The organism is Kitasatospora mediocidica KCTC 9733 (genome assembly GCF_000744225.1).
Classification (GTDB): domain Bacteria; phylum Actinomycetota; class Actinomycetes; order Streptomycetales; family Streptomycetaceae; genus Kitasatospora; species Kitasatospora mediocidica.
The window spans coordinates 343,694-360,677 of record NZ_JQLN01000003.1 but is presented as its reverse complement, the minus strand read 5'-3'; the positions used below and the strand labels follow the sequence as shown (position 1 = coordinate 360,677).

At 73.0% G+C, this 16,984-nt stretch carries 13 protein-coding genes and 1 riboswitch; of the genes, 10 read left to right on the top strand and 3 right to left on the bottom strand.

Going from position 1 to position 16,984, the window contains the following annotated elements; translation table 11 throughout:
• Positions 1 to 73 precede the first annotated feature (73 nt).
• From ccrA to BS80_RS06975, 7 genes are all read left to right on the top strand, one after another.
• Positions 74 to 1,411, top strand: a complete 1,338-nt coding sequence (ccrA, locus tag BS80_RS07005) for a crotonyl-CoA carboxylase/reductase (protein WP_035794333.1) — start codon at positions 74 to 76, stop codon at positions 1,409 to 1,411.
• A complete protein-coding gene (locus BS80_RS07000; protein WP_035794331.1) occupies positions 1,411 to 3,441 on the top strand; it encodes a protein meaA in 2,031 nt (676 codons plus the stop codon). The genes ccrA and BS80_RS07000 overlap by 1 nt, the downstream gene beginning before the upstream one ends.
• 9 nt (positions 3,442 to 3,450) lie before the next feature.
• The gene (locus BS80_RS06995; RefSeq protein WP_035794330.1) at positions 3,451 to 4,413 is read left to right on the top strand and encodes an HpcH/HpaI aldolase/citrate lyase family protein; all 963 of its coding nucleotides are present in this window, start codon (positions 3,451 to 3,453) and stop codon (positions 4,411 to 4,413) included.
• Positions 4,414 to 4,415: 2 nt separating this feature from the next.
• Positions 4,416 to 4,919, top strand: coding sequence for a MaoC family dehydratase (locus BS80_RS06990; RefSeq protein WP_035794328.1), 504 nt, complete (start codon positions 4,416 to 4,418; stop codon positions 4,917 to 4,919).
• 132 nt (positions 4,920 to 5,051) lie between these two features.
• Entirely contained in the window at positions 5,052 to 6,254 is a 1,203-nt protein-coding gene (locus BS80_RS06985; protein ID WP_035794326.1) for an acyl-CoA dehydrogenase family protein, read from the top strand.
• Positions 6,255 to 6,620: 366 nt separating this feature from the next.
• On the top strand, positions 6,621 to 7,313 hold the full coding sequence (locus tag BS80_RS06980) for a phosphatidylserine decarboxylase (RefSeq protein ID WP_035794325.1): 693 nt from the start codon (positions 6,621 to 6,623) through the stop codon (positions 7,311 to 7,313).
• Positions 7,300 to 8,190 carry a CDP-alcohol phosphatidyltransferase family protein gene (locus BS80_RS06975; RefSeq protein ID WP_035794319.1) on the top strand — a complete coding sequence of 297 codons (891 nt, stop codon included), beginning with the start codon at positions 7,300 to 7,302 and terminating at the stop codon, positions 8,188 to 8,190. The genes BS80_RS06980 and BS80_RS06975 overlap by 14 nt, the downstream gene beginning before the upstream one ends.
• A gap of 165 nt (positions 8,191 to 8,355) precedes the next feature.
• Here BS80_RS06975 and BS80_RS06970 read toward each other — a convergent pair whose 3' ends face one another.
• The 3 genes from BS80_RS06970 to BS80_RS06960 all read right to left on the bottom strand — a co-directional run bounded on the left by BS80_RS06970 (position 8,356) and on the right by BS80_RS06960 (position 11,968).
• Positions 8,356 to 9,861 carry a hypothetical protein gene (locus BS80_RS06970; RefSeq protein ID WP_232246385.1) on the bottom strand — a complete coding sequence of 502 codons (1,506 nt, stop codon included), beginning with the start codon at positions 9,859 to 9,861 and terminating at the stop codon, positions 8,356 to 8,358.
• Between the two features lie 212 nt (positions 9,862 to 10,073).
• Complete coding sequence (locus BS80_RS06965; RefSeq protein WP_035794314.1) at positions 10,074 to 11,201, bottom strand: alpha/beta hydrolase; 1,128 nt, start codon at positions 11,199 to 11,201, stop codon at positions 10,074 to 10,076.
• Between the two features lie 77 nt (positions 11,202 to 11,278).
• A complete protein-coding gene (locus tag BS80_RS06960) occupies positions 11,279 to 11,968 on the bottom strand; it encodes a helix-turn-helix domain-containing protein (RefSeq protein ID WP_035794313.1) in 690 nt (229 codons plus the stop codon).
• 260 nt (positions 11,969 to 12,228) lie between these two features.
• Positions 12,229 to 12,320: riboswitch (cobalamin riboswitch) on the top strand.
• 111 nt (positions 12,321 to 12,431) lie between these two features.
• Here BS80_RS06960 and BS80_RS06955 point away from each other — a divergent pair.
• The 3 genes from BS80_RS06955 to BS80_RS06945 are packed head-to-tail and all read left to right on the top strand — an operon-like array spanning position 12,432 to position 16,980.
• Positions 12,432 to 13,385: a cobalamin biosynthesis protein gene (locus BS80_RS06955; protein ID WP_035794311.1), complete on the top strand. Its 954-nt coding sequence runs from the start codon at positions 12,432 to 12,434 to the stop codon at positions 13,383 to 13,385.
• A complete protein-coding gene (locus BS80_RS06950) occupies positions 13,382 to 14,908 on the top strand; it encodes a cobyric acid synthase (RefSeq protein ID WP_035794309.1) in 1,527 nt (508 codons plus the stop codon). The genes BS80_RS06955 and BS80_RS06950 overlap by 4 nt, the downstream gene beginning before the upstream one ends.
• Before the next feature lie 35 nt (positions 14,909 to 14,943).
• Positions 14,944 to 16,980, top strand: coding sequence for a putative cobaltochelatase (locus BS80_RS06945; protein WP_051966326.1), 2,037 nt, complete (start codon positions 14,944 to 14,946; stop codon positions 16,978 to 16,980).
• Positions 16,981 to 16,984: the final 4 nt, after the last annotated feature.

The window sequence follows — 16,984 nt, the reverse complement described above, 5'->3', positions numbered from 1 at the left end:
AAGCCGGTGTCCGCTCCCGGCTCCCCCAGACGCCCTGTGCGCCCTCGACACAGGTACGCCTTCGGAGGCAGCCATGCAGGAAATCCTCGACGCCATCCTCAGCAACAACGCCACCTCGGCGGACTACGCAGCCCTGGCGCTGCCGGAGTCCTACCGCGCGGTGACGCTGCACAAGGACGAGGAGCAGATGTTCGCCGGCCTCGACAGCCGCGACAAGGACCCTCGCAAGTCCCTTCACCTCGACGACGTCGCGCTCCCCGAGCTCGGCCCGGGCGAGGCCCTGGTCGCCGTGATGGCCAGCGCGGTGAACTACAACACCGTGTGGAGCTCGATCTACGAGCCGGTCTCCACCTTCGGCTTCCTGGAGCGCTACGGCCGCCTCTCGCCGCTGACCAAGCGGCACGACCTGCCCTACCACGTGCTCGGCTCGGACCTCGCGGGCGTGGTCCTGCGCACCGGCGCCGGCGTCAACGCCTGGAAGCCCGGCGACGAGGTCGTCGCGCACTGCCTGTCCGTCGAGCTGGAGAGCTCGGACGGCCACAACGACACGATGATGGACCCGGAGCAGCGGATCTGGGGCTTCGAGACCAACTTCGGCGGCCTGGCCCAGCTGGCCCTGGTGAAGACCAACCAGCTAATGCCCAAGCCCGCCCACCTCACCTGGGAGGAGGCCGCCTCCCCCGGTCTGGTCAACTCCACCGCCTACCGCCAGCTGGTCTCGCGCAACGGCGCCGGCATGAAGCAGGGCGACAACGTGCTGATCTGGGGCGCCAGCGGCGGCCTGGGCTCGTACGCCACCCAGTACGCGCTGGCCGGCGGCGCCACCCCGATCTGCGTGGTCTCCAGCGAGCAGAAGGCCGACATCTGCCGGGCGATGGGCGCCGAGGCGATCATCGACCGCAGCGCCGAGGGCTACAAGTTCTGGAAGGACGAGAACACCCAGGACCCGCGCGAGTGGAAGCGCCTGGGCGGCCGGATCCGTGAGCTGACCGGCGGCGAGGACGTGGACATCGTCTTCGAGCACCCGGGCCGGGAGACCTTCGGCGCCTCGGTCTACGTCACCCGCAAGGGCGGCACCATCGTCACCTGCGCCTCCACCTCCGGCTTCATGCACCAGTACGACAACCGGTACCTGTGGATGTCGCTCAAGAAGATCGTCGGCTCGCACTTCGCCAACTACCGCGAGGCCTGGGAGGCCAACCGGCTGGTCGCCAAGGGCAAGATCCACCCGACCGTCTCCAAGGTCTACACCCTGGACCAGTCCGGCCAGGCGGCCCTGGACGTGCACCACAACAAGCACCAGGGCAAGGTCGGCGTGCTCTGCCTGGCACCGACCGAGGGCCTGGGCGTGCGCGACCAGGAGTTCCGCGCCCAGCACGTGGACGCCATCAACCGCTTCCGGGACATCTGATGACCGCTCAGAAGCGTGACCGCCCCTGGCTGATGCGGACCTACGCGGGGCACTCGACCGCGAGCGACTCCAACGCGCTCTACCGCAAGAACCTCGCCAAGGGCCAGACCGGCCTCTCGGTCGCCTTCGACCTGCCCACCCAGACCGGCTACGACTCGGACCACGTGCTGGCCCGCGGCGAGGTCGGCCGGGTCGGCGTCCCGGTCGGTCACGTCGGCGACATGCGCGCCCTGTTCGACGGCATCCCGTTGGAGCAGACGAACACCTCGATGACCATCAACGCCACCGCCATGTGGCTGCTGGCGATGTACCAGGTGGTCGCCGAGGAGCAGGGTTCGGACGTCTCCAAGCTCACCGGCACCACCCAGAACGACATCGTCAAGGAGTACCTGTCGCGCGGGACGCACGTCTTCCCGCCCGGCCCGTCGGTGCGCCTGATCACCGACATGATCGCCTACACGGTCGGCACCCTCCCCAAGTGGAACCCGATCAACATCTGCAGCTACCACCTCCAGGAGGCCGGGGCGACCCCGGTCCAGGAGATCGCCTTCGCGATGTGCACCGCGATCACCGTGCTGGACGCCGTCCGCGACTCCGGCCAGGTGCCGGCCGAGCGGATGGGCGAGGTGGTCGGCCGGATCTCGTTCTTCGTGAACGCGGGCGTCCGGTTCGTCGAGGAGATGTGCAAGATGCGCGCCTTCGCCCAGCTCTGGGAGAAGGTCACCACCGAGCGGTACGGCATCCAGGACCCCAAGCAGCGCCGGTTCCGCTACGGCGTGCAGGTCAACTCGCTGGGCCTGACCGAGGCGCAGCCGGAGAACAACGTCCAGCGGATCGTGCTGGAGATGCTGGCCGTCACGCTCTCCAAGGACGCCCGCGCCCGGGCCGTCCAGCTGCCCGCCTGGAACGAGGCGCTCGGCCTGCCGCGTCCCTGGGACCAGCAGTGGTCGCTGCGGATCCAGCAGGTGCTGGCCTACGAGTCGGACCTGCTGGAGTACGGCGATATCTTCAACGGCTCCGCCGTGATCGAGGGCAAGACCGCCGAGCTGCTGGCCGGCGCGGAGGCCGAGATCGCCAAGGTGATGGGGATGGGCGGGGTGATTCCCGCCGTCGAGAGCGGCTACCTGAAGTCCGCCCTGGTCACCTCGCACGCGGAGCGCCGGGCCCGGATCGAGGCCGGCGAGGACCGCATCGTCGGGGTGAACTGCTTCGACACCACCGAGGAGAACCCGCTCACCGCCGACCTGGACGCCGCCATCATGGTGGTCGACCCGGCCTCCGAGCAGGCCGTGCTGGCGGGGCTGAAGCGTTGGAAGGACGAGCGGGACGAGGCCGGCGTGCTGGCCGCCCTCGACCACCTCAAGGCGGTCGCCCGCACCGACGAGAACCTGATGGCCGCCACCCTGGCCTGTGTCCGGGCCGGGGTGACCACGGGCGAGTGGTCCTTCGCCCTGCGCGAGGTCTTCGGCGAGTACCGCGCTCCCACCGGGGTGGGCGGCGCGCCGGTCGCGGTGGCGGCCGAGCCGGGCGGCGAGCTGGCGGCCGTCCGCGAGGCGGTGACCGCCACCGCCGCCGAGCTGGGCACCGGCAAGCTGCGGCTGCTGGTCGGCAAGCCGGGGCTGGACGGTCACTCCAACGGCGCCGAGCAGATCGCCGTGCGAGCGCGCGACGCCGGGTTCGAGGTGGTCTACCAGGGGATCCGGCTGACGCCGGAGCAGATCGTCTCGGCGGCGGTCGCCGAGGACGTGCACTGCGTCGGCCTGTCGATCCTCTCGGGTGCTCACCCCGAGCTGGTTCCGGACGTTCTGCGACGGCTGCGACGGGCAGGGGTGGAGGATGTCCCGGTGATCGTCGGTGGCATCATCCCAGCTGCCGACGGCGAGGCCCTGAAGGCCGCCGGCGTCGCGGCGGTGTTCACACCGAAGGACTTCGGCATCACCACCATCATCGGCCGGATCGTCGACGAGATCCGGCTCGCCAACAGGCTCCAGCCGTGGGCCTCGGCCGTCACCGCCCCTGGAAGGAACTGACTCACCCCCATGTCTAACGTCAACCGGCTTCGCCCCCGACGCTCCTGCCTGGCCGTCCCCGGCAGCAACCCGCGCTTCCTGGAGAAGGCCCAGGGCCTGCCCGCCGACCAGGTCTTCCTCGACCTGGAGGACGCCTGCGCCCCGCTGGTCAAGGAGAGCGCCCGGCACAACATCGTCGACGCGCTGAACAACGGCGACTGGGGCAAGAAGACCAAGGTCGTCCGGGTCAACGACTGGACCACCCACTGGACCTACCGCGACGTGGTCACGGTCGTCGAGGGCGCCGGCCCGAACCTGGACTGCATCATGCTGCCCAAGGTCCAGGACGCCACCCAGGTCAAGGCGCTGGACCTGCTGCTGACGCAGATCGAGAAGACCATGGGCTTCGAGGTCGGCAAGATCGGCATCGAGGCGCAGATCGAGAACGCCAAGGGCCTGGTGAACGTCGACGAGATCGCCGGCGCCTCACCGCGCCTGGAGACCATCATCTTCGGCCCGGCCGACTTCATGGCCTCGATCAACATGAAGTCCCTGGTGGTCGGCCAGCAGCCGCCCGGCTACCCGGCGGACGCCTACCACTACATCCTGATGCGCATCCTGATGGCGGCCCGGATGCACGACCTGCAGGCCATCGACGGCCCGTTCCTGCAGATCCGCAACACCGACGGCTACCGCGAGGTGGCCGGCCGCGCCGCCGCGCTGGGCTTCGACGGCAAGTGGGTGCTGCACCCGGACCAGGTCGGCGCCGCGAACGAGATCTTCTCGCCCTCGCAGGAGGACTACGACCACGCCGAGCTGATCCTGGACGCCTACGACTGGTGCACCTCGGAGGCCGGCGGCGCGAAGGGCTCGGCCATGCTCGGCGACGAGATGATCGACGAGGCCTCCCGCAAGATGGCCCTGGTCATCGCGGGCAAGGGCCGTGCGGCGGGCTTCCAGCGCACCTCCAAGTTCGAGATCCCGGGAGCGTAGCCATGCAGTTCGGACGCACCTACGAGGAGTTCGAGGTCGGCGCGGTCTACAAGCACTGGCCCGGGAAGACCGTCACCGAGTACGACGACCACCTCTTCTGCCTGCTGACCATGAACCACCACCCGCTGCACATGGACAGCAACTACGCCGAGAAGACCACGGACTTCGGCAAGAACGTGGTGGTCGGCAACTACATCTACTCGCTGCTGCTGGGGATGTCCGTGCCGGACGTCTCGGGCAAGGCGATCGCCAACCTGGAGATCGAGTCGCTGCGGCACATCGCGCCGACCTTCCACGGCGACACGCTCTACGGCGAGACGCTGGTGCTCGACAAGTGGCCGTCCAAGTCCAAGGACGACCGCGGCATCGTCTACGTCGAGACCAAGGGCTACAAGCAGGACGGCACGGTCGTCTGCATCTTCCGCCGCAAGGTGATGGTGCCGACCGCGACGTACACCACGGCCCGCGGCGGCGAGCAGCCCGGCCGGCCCGAGCCGCTCTCCTGAAGACCCCGGACGGGTAGGCCGCCGTCATCGGCCGACCCCCACCCGGTTCCGGGGGCTCCGCGGAAGTCACGCTTCGCGGGGCCCCCGACACACCCTCTCCCCCACCCTCTTAGCCAGACCTGGAGCCGCACGATGGGACGCCTCGCACAGACCGACGGCCTCACCGAGATCCAGCGGGACATCCTCGCCACCGTGCGGGACTTTGTCGACAAGGAGATCATCCCGGTCGCCACCGAGCTGGAGCACAAGGACGAGTACCCGACCGCGATCGTCGAAGGGATGAAGCAGCTCGGCCTCTTCGGCCTGACCATCCCCGAGGAGTTCGGCGGGCTCGGCGAGTCCCTGCTCACCTACGCCCTGGTGGTCGAGGAGATCGCCCGTGGCTGGATGTCGGTGTCCGGCATCGTCAACACCCACTTCATCGTGGCGCACATGATCAACGCCCATGGCACCCAGGAGCAGAAGGAGTACTTCCTGCCCCGGATGGCCGCCGGCGAGATCCGCGGCGCCTTCTCGATGTCCGAGCCGGGCCTCGGCTCGGACGTCGCGGCGATCTCCACCAAGGGCGTCCGGGACGGCGAAGAGTACGTCCTGAACGGCCAGAAGATGTGGCTGACCAACGGCGGCACGTCCACCCTGGTCGCGGTGCTCTGCAAGACGGACGAGGGCGGCAACACCCCGTACCGCAACATGACCACCTTCCTGATCGAGAAGACCGCCGGGTTCGGACCGAACCCGACCGTGCCCGGCCTGACCGTGCCCGGCAAGATCGAGAAGATGGGCTACAAGGGCGTCGACACCACGGAGCTGGTGCTCCAGGATGTGCGAATTCCAGCCAATCGCGTGCTGGGCGGCGTCCCCGGCAAGGGCTTCTACCAGATGATGGACGGCGTCGAGGTCGGCCGGGTCAACGTGGCCGCGCGCGGCTGCGGCGTCGCCCGGCGCGCCTTCGAACTGGGCATCTCCTACGCCCAGCAGCGCTCCACCTTCGGCAAGAAGATCTGCGAGCACCAGGCGATCCAGTTCAAGCTGGCCGAGATGGCCACCAAGGTCGAGGCCGCGCACCAGATGATGGTGATGGCCGCCCGCAAGAAGGACAGCGGCGAGCGCAACGACCTGGAGGCCGGAATGGCCAAATACCTCGCCTCCGAGTACTGCAAGGAGGTCGTCGAGGACGCCTTCCGGATCCACGGCGGCTACGGCTTCTCCAAGGAGTACGAGATCGAGCGGCTGTACCGCGAGGCCCCGATGCTGCTGATCGGCGAGGGCACCGCGGAGATCCAGAAGATGATCGTGGGCCGCCGCCTGCTGGAGGAGTACAAGATCGCCGAGTAGTCGGTGGCCGGGATCCACCGGTCCGCCGAGGGTCGCCGCAGGTCACAGGGCTCGTGCAGGACGGCACGCGCCCTGTGGCTGCTTCCGCGCGCCCCCCGCGCTTCACCCATGGGGCTGAGAGATCGCTCACGGATCTCGACAGACCCCTTGGGGACGGGACTGCGGGCAGCTACGGTCGTATACATAGCGCGCGCACAGCAGCCCGGCTGCGGACAGTTGAACGAGCAGGCGGGTTGCCCACCCACCACCTGCTCCCGATAGCATCCACCGGGACAGCAGCTGTCCCTTTCTCACCCGATCCCCGCGGTGGCCCCCGTGCAGCGGCCATACTGTGCCAAGCCCCAGGGCCCGCGACAAAGGTCTTCGATGCCCATCAGCCCGTCCCCTCACACCTCCGTCACGGATCGCGATGCCCTCGCTCCCGAGACGGCCGGCCGGCGACCCCGCGTGACCATCGCGCGCGGAGCCACCCCCTGGTTCGTCCCGACCCTGGCCACCGCAGCCCTCACCACCGCCCTCACCAGGCGGAACGGCAAGTGGGCCGTGGCCGCGGTCCCGGCCTGCGCGCTGAGCGCGGGCATGCTGTGGTTCTTCCGCGACCCCGAGCGTGAGATCGGTACCGGCAGAGTGATCTCGCCGGCCGACGGAGTGGTGCAGAGCATCGACGCCTGGCCGGACGGCCGGACCCGCGTCGCGATCTTCATGAGTCCGTTGAACGTCCACGTCAACCGGGCCCCGCTGCCCGGCACGGTGACCTCCGTCGAGCACATCGCCGGTGGTTTCGTGCCCGCGTTCAACAAGGACAGCGACCGCAACGAGCGCGTGGTGTGGCACTTCGACACCGAGCTCGGCGACATCGAGATGGTGCAGATCGCGGGCGCCGTGGCGCGCCGGATCGTGCCCTACACGTTCGCCGGGACCAAGGTCGAGCAGGGCGAGCGGATCGGTCTGATTCGCTTCGGCTCCCGCGTCGACACCTACCTCCCGGCCGGCGTCGAGGTCGGCGTCACGGTCGGCCAGAAGACCACCGCGGGGGTGACACGCCTTGACCGTGACTGATCCCGAAACACTGGTCGGACTGAGCGAGTCGGACGAGACCGAGCTGCGTCGCCGCCGCTGGGCGCGCGACCGCGAGCTGCGGGCCCCCCGCTCGCCGCAGACCCTGTCGACGGCCGACTTCCTGACCCTCGGCAACGCGGTCTGCGGGTTCCTGGCGATCTACTCGATCACCACGAACATGCTCATCCCGCACATCAACGGGAGCGACGGCTCCGCGGGCGGGGTGGTCCGGCACGGCGCCGCCACCGCGGTCACGCTGCTGCTGCTCGGCTCGATGTGCGACCTCTTCGACGGCCTGGTGGCGCGCAAGCTGCGCTCCTCCGCGCTCGGCGCCGAGCTCGACAACCTGGCCGACCTGATCAGCTTCGGCATCGCGCCGGCCTACTTCGTCGCGGTCTGGGGCATCGTGTCGCCCGGCGGCAAGCAGGGGCTCTCCGCCTTCATCGCGCTCACCGTGCTGCTGGCGGTGGTGCTGCGGCTGGCCCGCTTCTCGACCGTCAAGATGCGTCCCGGGGTCTTCCAGGGCATGCCCTGCCCGATGGGCGCGATGACGGTGATCGCCATCGTGCTGCTCGACCCGCCCTTCCTGGTCGGTCTGCTGGCGATCTTCGGCGTGGCGTACCTGATGGTCAGCCAGGTCGAGTACCCCAAGCCGCAGGGCCTGCTGGCCACCGCCACGCTGGCCTGGATCGTCGTCTCGATCGGCTGCCTGGCCGCCTGGGCGACCGGCCTGCCGGGCGGCGACGTGCTGATGCACGTCGGTGCCGTCGCGCAGATCGCGCTGGCCGCGATGGCGCCGCTGCTGGTGATCCGCCGCAAGGTCGGTCAGAAGGTCGGCGACGTGCGGGCCCGCCGCGCGGAGTCCCGCGGCTGCTGATCGCCTGTTCCACCCGAGTGCCCCGTCGGATCCCTGATCCGGCGGGGCACTTCGCTGTCCGGTCACGCTCCAGGGTGAAACGCCCGGATCGGGCCGTGGTGGAGCCCGGACGGAGCCGGTGGCCCCACGGCCCCGGGCGTGGGGCCCGGGGGCGTGCTGGGGCCCTCAGGCCCCGCCGCGGTGGACGCTGAAGGCGGAGCGGCGCGCGGCGCGGGCGACCGCCGGGTCCGGGTGCACCCCGGCGACCGCCGTCAGCACCGAGGCCGCGCGGGCGTGGCCGGACTGCCGGGCGCGGGCGAACAGCCGCACCGGGTCGCCGGCGCTGGCGCCCTCGACGTGCCCCACCAGCAGCTCGGTCTCGCCGTGGTCGAGTACCGCGGCGGCGGTGTCCACCCAGAGCCAGGCCGCGTCCTCGGCGCTCAGCACGTCGGACGGCACCACGCCGCCCTCGTCCAGCTGCTCGGCCAGCCAGAGCAGCGCGTACGGGCGCAGCACGGCCTCGTCCACCGCCGCCCGGACCCCCTGCTCGGCCGTTCCGCCGGCCACCCGCAGCGCCTCGAAGGCCAGGCCCCGCAGCAGCGCGTCGTCACCCCGGGCGGCCTCCAGGAGCTCGGCCACCGCCCGGTCCACGGGCCGGGCCGCGACCCAGGCGCGGTACTCGGCGCGGGCCGGGCCCGGCGAGTAGTTGGCGCAGGCGTCCAGCAGTTCCAGCGCGCTCTGCTCGATGTGGCCCGCGGCGGTCTGCGCGACCGTGCAGATCTCCTCCAGCTTGGCGCGCACCGCCCAGTGCCCCAGCGGGGAGAGCTCGGCGGCCTCCGCCGAGCGGACCACGGCGCCGACGGCCGCCAGGCCGTCCAGCATCCAGTCCAGCACGGCGGCGATGTCCGAGGGCGCGGGCGGGGTGTCGATCTGCGGCTCGCGGCAGGTGCCACGGACGGCCGAGACGGCGGAGGCCGCGTGCGGCACCGGCGACAGCGTCGCGAAGCCCGTGCCGGCGCCGTGCCGGCGCTCGTCCAGGCCGCGGCGCAGCAGCTCCATGAGCTCGCTCTCGGCCACCGGGCCGTCGACCAGGTGCAGGAAGGAGAGCAGCTGCGGCGCCTGGTCCACGGCCTGGCCGGCCAGCACCGCGAAGACGCCGCGCAGGGCGGCGGGCGGGACGGGGGCCAGCAGGGTCCAGGCGTCGAAGAGCGCGGACCAGCCGCGCAGCACGGCTTCGTCGTCGCGCTCCCAGGCGTGCAGGCGCCAGCCGGGGGCGGCGCCGCCGTCGCGCGGCTCGACCAGGCCGACCAGCAGGGCCTGGCCCCAGGCCTTGGCTGCGGCGCCGACCGTCACGGCCAGCGCCCGCCCGGCCGCCCGGGCGTCGTCGGGCAGCAACTCGCCGCGCTTGTCGACGGCTTCGAGCTCACCGGCCCAGCGCGCGATGCGCACCGCGTCGGCGAGCATCCGGCGCGCCAGCGGGGCGAGCTCGGCGGGTACGGGGAAGCCCTCGGGCAGCGGGACCCGGCCTCGGCCGGGGGCGGGCCTGGGGGTTCGGCGTCGGGGTACGCCGGAGCCGGCCGGCAGCGCGGTATCCGCGCGGGGGGCCGTACCGGGTAGACGGGTCACCGTCGCGCCGGTACCCATGGTCGGCGGGAGCGGGGCATCACGGTCGCGCGGGTTCCGAGACGTCACGCCGTGCAGTCTTCCCCGTGCACGGGGCTTCTGTCACATCGAGTTCGGCGCGTCTTTGGCAGCCGGTGACAACCGACGGGCGGAGATGGGGCAATGGTGCCCAAACCGGGCTGCCCGATCCGCGTGACCTGTGCACGACATTAACATGGCGGCACCGTCCGTGGTCAAGAGGTGACTGACCGCGTGCGAATCCGAAACCGCTCCGCACCGGTTCAGAGAATAGGCGTCAGGAAGCGCCGCAGGCTCTCCTCGTAGCCGGCCGGATCGGCGTTCCAGAGCGCCGCGTGCTCGGCTCCGGGGACGGCGTGCAGGCTCACCAGTTCCGAGCGGCGGTGGGCCAGCCTGGCCGCGTCGTGCCACGGCGCGATGCCGTCCTGCGGGCTGTGCAGCAGCAGGGTCGGCCCGGGCAGGTCCGCGCCGTCGGCGAGCCGGGCGAAACCGGCCACGTCCATGCCGGTACGGCCCTCGGCCGCCCAGGCGCCCAGCGTCGCCGCCCCGGCCGGCACGCCCGCGCGGGCCGCCCGGCCGCGCACCGACGCCGACGGGTCGAGCACCGGGGAGTCCAGCACCAGGCCGGCCAGCTCCGAGCGGTGGTCCGAGCGGGCGGCGGCCCGCAGCACCGTCGCCGCCCCCAGCGACCAGCCGTAGAGGATGATCCGGGCCGCGCCGGCCTCCTTGGCGAACCGGATCGCCGCCTCGACGTCGCGCCACTCGGTCTCGCCGAAGTGGCCGAGCCCGTCCGGCGAGGGCGGCGCGCCCTGGTCGCCGCGGTAGCTGACCACCAGCGCCGGCAGGCCCAGGCGCCGCAGGACGGGCAGGGCCGGGAGCGCCTGGCGCCGGTCGGCCTCGGGTCCGTGCACGAGGATCACCCAGGTGCCGCGCAGCGCCGGCACGTACCAGGCGGGCAGCGCGCCGAGCTCGCCGTCGACCAGGACGTCCATGTAGTCCAGACCGCAGGCCGAGCCGGGGTCCCCGCGCAGCACCCGCGGCGTCAGCTCGACCTCGGTGCCGATCGCCGGCGGGCTGCCCGCGCTGAGCTCCAGCCGGCGGGTGACGGTCTTCGGGCCCGTGCGCAGCACCTCGCCGACCACCGCGTGGCCGCCGGGCCACTCCAGCGCGTACCGGCCGCGGCGCTCGGCGGCGCCGGTGCGGGTCAGCGTGACGTCGCCCGCGCCGAGCGCCCGTACCCGCAGCGCGGGGTCCGCCGCGCGGGGTCCGCTCTCACCGCCCGGGGACGGTTGGACCGCCAGATCGGAGACCCGGCGCCCGACGATCAGGACGACGGCCCCCGCTCCGGCGGCGACGGCGGTGCCCGCGGCGACGACGATTCCCCAACGCATGGCTCTCCCCGGGGTGGTGAGGGGTTACTTTCCAGCCAGTTCACCCCGGGCGCGGGCGGGCGGCCACCGCAGCGCCGCTAGACGGGGATGCCGGTGTCCGTCGCGGCCAGCAGGGCCCAGAAGCGGCGCTCCAGCGGCTCGTCCGGTTGCTGCTGCTCGTCCGGGGCGCTGGAGCCCCAGTAGGAGTTCACCTGGTACTCGCCCTGCAGGGCGGCCAGCACGGTCGAGAGCGCGGCGCGCGGCGCGGGGACGAGCCGGCCGACCGCCTTCAGCTGCGCCTGCCAGCGCCCGTCCACGCACTGGCGCAGCCGCTGCTCCAGCTCCTCGCCCGCGCCGGTCACCCGGACCAGGTCGCGCAGGGTCAGGCCGAGCACCTGGGCCAGCGCCTGGGTCTGCGCCTCGTCGCCGCTCCAGCGCCCGCTCAGCTCGGCCGCCTCGTACGACTTCAGGCCGATCCCGATCTGACGTGCCGTCTGCTCCCGGCCGAGCTCGCGGGCCACCCGGAAGTCGCGCAGGCTGCTGGGGCGCACGCCCATCAGCTGGGCCGCCGGGCACCAGAGCGCGCGGGCCAGCGCGACGAACTCCTCCTCGGTGGGGTGCAGCTCACCGCTCTCCCAGCCCAGGACGTGCGTCGGCAGCAGCCGGACGCCGTGCGCGGCCATCCCGGCCGCGACCTGTTCGGGGGTGAGGCCGAGCCCGGAGCGGTGGGCCCGGGCGGCCTGGGGGGAGAAGGGGACCGGGGTGGGGGCCGGCGTTCTGCGTCGCATGACTTGACGCTAGGGGCGGGGTGGGTGGCGCCCCAGCCTCTGAACGCACGAAGCCGGGGAGCGGGCCTCGATCGGGCCTTGGAGGATTCACCAGCGGCCGGCGAACGGGAGCGCGGGCTACTCGGAGGTAACGACGGTTCCGGCCGACCGTGCCGGGTGACCGGAGGATGCGATCCCGGATGTGATCAAGCACTCCGGGGCGCTGGTTGACTGCCGGTTCCGGCACGTGATGGGATCCTGGGGCCAATCGGAGGCAAGCAGAGGAAGCCGGTGCGAGTCCGGCGCGGTCCCGCCACTGTCACCGGGGAGCACGCCGCCGAGCGTGCGTCAGGACCCGGAAGCCAGGAGACTCTCGCCCCCGTTACGTCGATCCAGGGCGCGGACCCTGAGTGAGGACACGCACGCCCATGCCGGCAGCCTTCCGACCACCCCGTCGCCGCCCGCCGTCCGCGGGCTGACGGCGGTGAGGGTCCCACTTCGCCGCACTCTCCCCTACGCCGTGGGCGCGCTGGCCGGCTATGCCGCCGACGCCCGCTTCGGCGATCCCCGGCGGGGCCACCCGGTGGCCGGCTTCGGCCGGGCGGCCGGGCGGGCCGAACAGGCGCTGTGGCGCGACCACCGGGGCGCCGGGAGCCTCTACACCGCCCTGTGCGTGGGCACGGTGGCGGGCGCGGCGCTGGTCGCCGACCGGGCCGCCGGGCGCGGGCGGGCGGTGCTGACCGCCGCGGCCGTCTGGACGGTGCTCGGCGGGGCCTCGCTCACCCGGGAGGCGCGGCTGATCGACGGCGCGCTGCGCGCGGGCGATCTGACGGCCGCCCGGGAACGCCTGCCGCACCTGTGCGGGCGCGACCCGCGCTCCCTGGACGAGCCGCAGATCGCCCGCGCAGTGGTCGAGTCGGTGGCCGAGAACACCGCGGACGCCGTCGTCAACGCGCTGGTCTGGGGCGCCCTGGCGGGCACCCCCGGGCTGCTGGCCTTCCGGGCCGTCAACACGCTGGACGCGATGGTGGGTCACCGGTCCGAGCGCTACCGCCGGTTCGGCTGGGCCTCGGCCCGGCTGGACGACGTGGCCGGCTGGCCGGGCGCCCGGCTGACCGCGCTGCTCACGGTGGCCGCCGCGCCCTCGCCGGGGACCGCCTGGCGAATCTGGCGGCGGGACGGCTCCGCACACCCGAGCCCGAACGCCGGGCAGGCCGAGTCGGCCTTCGCGGGCGCGCTCGGCGTCCGGCTGGGCGGCACGCTGCGCTACGGCTCGCGGGTGGAGGAGCGGCCGGTGCTGGGCCCCGAGCTGCGGCCGGTGGCGGTGGACGACATCGAGCGGGCGTGTGTGCTGTCGCGCCGGGTCGGGCTGCTGGCGTTGGGGGTGACGGTGGCCGGACGGTTCGCCGTGTCGGCTCTGCGGAGGGGACGGAAATGAGCAACGCACTGCTGGTCGCGGGGACCACCTCGGATGCGGGCAAGAGCGTGGTGACGGCCGGGATCTGCCGCTGGCTGGTCCGGCAGGGGGTGCGGGTCGCCCCCTTCAAGGCGCAGAACATGTCGCTCAACTCGATGGTCACCGCCGACGGCGCGGAGATCGGCCGGGCCCAGGTGATGCAGGCCGCCGCCGCCCGGGTGGAGCCCGAGGCGGCGATGAACCCGGTGCTGCTCAAGCCCGGGGCGGACGGGCGCAGCCAGGTGGTGCTGCTCGGCCGGCCCGTCGCGGAAGTCGGCGCGCTCGACTACCGGGAGCGCAAACCGTATTTGCTGGAGCGTTCGTTGGAGTGCCTGGCGGATCTGCGCCGCCGCTTCGACGTGGTGATCTGCGAGGGTGCCGGCTCCCCCGCCGAGATCAACCTTCGCGACCGCGACATCGCCAACATGGGCCTGGCCCGGGCCGCCGGCCTGCCGGTCGTGGTGGTCGGCGACATCGACCGCGGCGGGGTCTTCGCCGCGATGTTCGGCACCCTGGCGCTGCTCAGCGCCGAGGACCAGCGGCTGGTGGCGGGCTGGCTGGTCAACAAGTTCCGTGGCGACGCCCGGCTGTTGAAGCCCGGCCTGGACATGCTGCACGAACTGACCGGCCGTCCGGTGCTCGGTACCCTGCCCATGCTGAAGGGCCTGTGGCTGGACGCCGAGGACTCGCTCGACCTCTCCACCGTGGTGGACCGCGAGGACGTCGAAGGGCCCTACGGCGCCGACGTGCTGCGGGTGGCCGTGCTGCGCTTCCCGCGGTTGTCCAACTTCACCGACCTGGACGCACTGGCGCAGGAGCCGGGCGTGCTGGTCCGCTGGGCGAGCCGGGCCGAGGAGCTGGCCGACGCCGACCTGGTGGTGCTGCCCGGCACCCGGGCCACCGTCGCCGACCTGGCCTGGCTGCGCGAACGCGGCCTGGACCGTGCGCTGAACGAGCGGGTGGCGGCCGGGCGGCCGGTGCTCGGGGTCTGCGGCGGCTACCAGATGCTCGGGCACGAGATCGTGGACGAGGTCGAGTCGAAGGCCGGCGCGGTCGACGGGCTGGGGCTGCTGCCGGTGCGGGTGCGGTTCGGCGCCGAGAAGGTGCTCGGCCGGCCGGTCGGCGAGGCCTTCGGCGAGCGGGTCGAGGGGTACGAGATCCACCACGGGGTGGTGACCGTCGAGGGCGGGGAGACCTTCCTGGACGGGTGTCGGCAGGGGTCGGTGTTCGGCACCACCTGGCACGGCGCGCTGGAGAACGACGGCTTCCGGCGGGCCCTGCTGCGCGAGGTCGCGGCGTTGGCGGGACGGCGGTTCGTGCCCTCCCCCGACACCTCGTTCGCCGCGGCGCGCGAGGCCCGGCTCGACCGGCTGGGAGATCTGATCGAGGAGCACGCGGACACCGACGCGCTCTGGCGGCTGATCGAGGGCGGCGTCGGCGACGGCCTGCCCTTCGTCCCGCCGGGTGCGCCCGCGGTCCGCGCTATGGAAGGCGAACGCCTGTGAGTGACGTCCGATACCCCTTCACCGCCATCGTGGGGATGGCCGACCTGCGGCTCGGCCTGCTGCTGAACGCCGTCTCGCCGGCGGTCGGCGGGGTGCTGGTGCGCGGCGAGAAGGGCACCGCGAAGTCGACCATGGTGCGCGCGCTGGCCGGGCTGCTGCCGTCCATCACGGTGGTCGGCGACTGCCGGTTCGCCTGTGACCCGGCCGCGCCGGACCCGCAGTGCCCGGACGGGACGCACCCGGACGCCGCGCCGCTCGACCGGCCGGCCCAGCTCGTCGAGCTGCCGGTCGGCGTCACCGAGGACCGGATCGTCGGCTCGCTGGACCTGGAACGGGCGCTGGCCGAGGGTGTCAAGGCGTACGAGCCCGGCCTGCTGGCCCGGGCGCACCGCGGCGTGCTCTACATCGACGAGGTCAACCTCCTCCAGGACCACGTGGTGGACCTGCTGCTGGACGCGGCGGCGATGGGCCGCTCGTACGTCGAGCGCGAGGGCGTGTCGGTGCGGCACGCGGCGCGGTTCCTGCTGGTCGGCACGATGAACCCGGAGGAGGGCGAGCTGCGGCCGCAGCTGCTCGACCGGTTCGGGCTGACCGTGGAGATCGCCGCCACCCGCGATCCGGTGGAGCGCGCCGACGTGGTCCGCCGCCGGCTGGCGTACGACGCCGACCCGGCCGGTTTCGCGCGGCGCTACGAGGCCGAGGAGCGCGCGCTGGCCGAGCGGATCACCGCCGCCCGGGCGCTGCTGCCCGCCGTCGAGCTGGGGGACGCGGCGCTGCGCCAGATCACCGCGGTCTGCGCGGCGTTCGAGGTGGACGGCCTGCGCGCGGACATCGTGATGGCCCGCACGGCGGTCGCGCTGGCCGCCTGGGACGGGCGGACGGCGGTGGCCGAGGAGGACGTCCGCAAGGCCGCGCAGCTGGCGCTGCCGCACCGGCGGCGGCGCAACCCGTTCGACGCGCCCGGGCTGGACGAGGAGCAGTTGGACCGGACGCTGGAGGAACACGCCGAGCAGGAGCCGGAGCCGGAGGGCGAGGGCGAGGGGCCGGACGGTGACGGGCCGCAGGGTGGCGGGCCCGAGGACGACGGGCCGGACGGGGGTGGCCCGGACGGCGGCGGCGGTGCTCCCGAGCCGTCGTCCGACCCCGGCGAGGCGCCCGCCGGGGAGTCGTCCGCGCAGGAGGCGCCCCCGCAGATTCCCAAGCCCGGCGCCTCCCGGGAGTCCGCCCCCGTGGCGGCCGACGACCCGTACCGGACCAGGCTGTTCAAGGTCCCCGGCACCGGTAAGGGCGCCCAGGGCCGCCGCTCCCCCGCCGAGACCGACGGCGGGCAGACCGTCCGCTCGCGCCGCCCGGCCGGGCAGCTGACCCGGCTGCACCTGGCCGCAACCCTGCAGGCCGCGGCCCCGCACCAGGCGGCCCGCGGCCGCACCGGCCGGGCGCTGGTGCTGCGGCACGACGACTTCCGCGAACAGGTGCGCCAGGGACGGGAATCCAACCTGGTGCTCTTCGTGGTCGACGCCTCCGGCTCGATGGCCGCCCGGCAGCGGATGACCGCCGTCAAGGGCGCGGTCCTGTCGCTGCTGATGGACGCCTACCAGCGCCGCGACAAGATCGGCATGATCACCTTCCGCGGTGCCGGCGCCGAGCTGGCCCTGCCGCCGACCTCGTCGGTCGAGGTCGGCGCCGCCCGGCTCGAACAGCTGCCCACCGGTGGCCGCACCCCGCTGGCCGCCGGGCTGCTGCGCGCCCACGAAGTCCTGCGGCTGGAACGGCTGCGCGACCCGCACCGGCGTCCGCTGCTGGTGGTGGTCACCGACGGCCGGGCCACCGGCGGGCGCGCCGCGCTGGCCGAAGCCGGGCAGGCCGCAGGCCTGTTGGCCGCCCAGGGCACCGCCGCGGTGGTGCTGGACTGCGAGTCCGGCCACGTTCGGCTCGGCCTGGCCCGCACCCTGGCGGGCCAACTCGGCGCCACCGCCGTCACCTTGGACGACCTGCGAGCCGAGGGCGTGGCCGCCCTGGTGCACGCCCACCGCCCCTCCGCCACCACCCAGCCGCGTCGAAAGGCAGCGTGACACC

What these genes read in the sequence shown, in the direction of transcription:
- ccrA (WP_035794333.1), top strand. Translation starts at nt 74, where the DNA reads ATGCAGGAAATCCTCGACGCCATCCTCAGCAACAACGCCACCTCGGCG.
- BS80_RS06945 (WP_051966326.1), top strand. Translation starts at nt 14,944, where the DNA reads ATGGCCGACCTGCGGCTCGGCCTGCTGCTGAACGCCGTCTCGCCGGCG.
- BS80_RS06950 (WP_035794309.1), top strand. Translation starts at nt 13,382, where the DNA reads ATGAGCAACGCACTGCTGGTCGCGGGGACCACCTCGGATGCGGGCAAG.
- BS80_RS06980 (WP_035794325.1), top strand. Translation starts at nt 6,621, where the DNA reads ATGCCCATCAGCCCGTCCCCTCACACCTCCGTCACGGATCGCGATGCC.
- BS80_RS06965 (WP_035794314.1), bottom strand. Translation starts at nt 11,201, where the DNA reads ATGCGTTGGGGAATCGTCGTCGCCGCGGGCACCGCCGTCGCCGCCGGA.
- BS80_RS06985 (WP_035794326.1), top strand. Translation starts at nt 5,052, where the DNA reads ATGGGACGCCTCGCACAGACCGACGGCCTCACCGAGATCCAGCGGGAC.
- BS80_RS06990 (WP_035794328.1), top strand. Translation starts at nt 4,416, where the DNA reads ATGCAGTTCGGACGCACCTACGAGGAGTTCGAGGTCGGCGCGGTCTAC.
- BS80_RS06995 (WP_035794330.1), top strand. Translation starts at nt 3,451, where the DNA reads ATGTCTAACGTCAACCGGCTTCGCCCCCGACGCTCCTGCCTGGCCGTC.
- BS80_RS07000 (WP_035794331.1), top strand. Translation starts at nt 1,411, where the DNA reads ATGACCGCTCAGAAGCGTGACCGCCCCTGGCTGATGCGGACCTACGCG.
- BS80_RS06960 (WP_035794313.1), bottom strand. Translation starts at nt 11,968, where the DNA reads ATGCGACGCAGAACGCCGGCCCCCACCCCGGTCCCCTTCTCCCCCCAG.